This window comes from Enterovibrio gelatinilyticus (genome assembly GCF_028683095.1).
GTDB lineage: Bacteria > Pseudomonadota > Gammaproteobacteria > Enterobacterales > Vibrionaceae > Enterovibrio > Enterovibrio gelatinilyticus.
Genome location: NZ_JAJUBC010000132.1, coordinates 1 through 408 on the forward strand (window position 1 = coordinate 1; position 408 = coordinate 408).

Here is a 408-nt window from a genome sequence, read left to right on the forward strand (position 1 = left end):
GCAGGCACAATCCGATGTTTGTCACCATTCCCTCATTCTATACTTCGGCCAAATCTTGCTCAGCGAGCAACTTTTCGCCCGAACTACAAGCAATCCCTTGCTCAGTCAATTCCAAATCAAACATAACTATTTGTTTTTATGGGAATTTAAAACTGGCGCGTCCCTTGCTTTCATCACCCGTTTCGTTGCTCGCCAAAATCTTGAGTATCTCGACCTACTGGTCGAAGTTACCTCAAAACATCAGAAACCCAGAGGTTACATTGAAGTGGGTGGCGAAGGTGGCATGATTTTCCAAACCCAGCAAATGTGGTTACTGTTCTTGATGAGCCTCGGTATCCCTGTCTGGCTGCTTTGGAGAAATGGAGGCGTAATGGGATCGACACATTAGAACAGATTTGGATGCAACTA

Annotated in this window: 1 protein-coding gene; it reads left to right on the forward strand. The window is 45.3% G+C overall.

The genetic code is table 11. The annotated features are described in order from the left end of the window. A partial coding sequence (locus tag LRP50_RS25540) for a hypothetical protein (protein ID WP_274167193.1) occupies nucleotides 1–388 on the forward strand: 388 nt, incomplete at its 5' end. Between the last annotated feature and the right edge of the window lie 20 nt (nucleotides 389–408).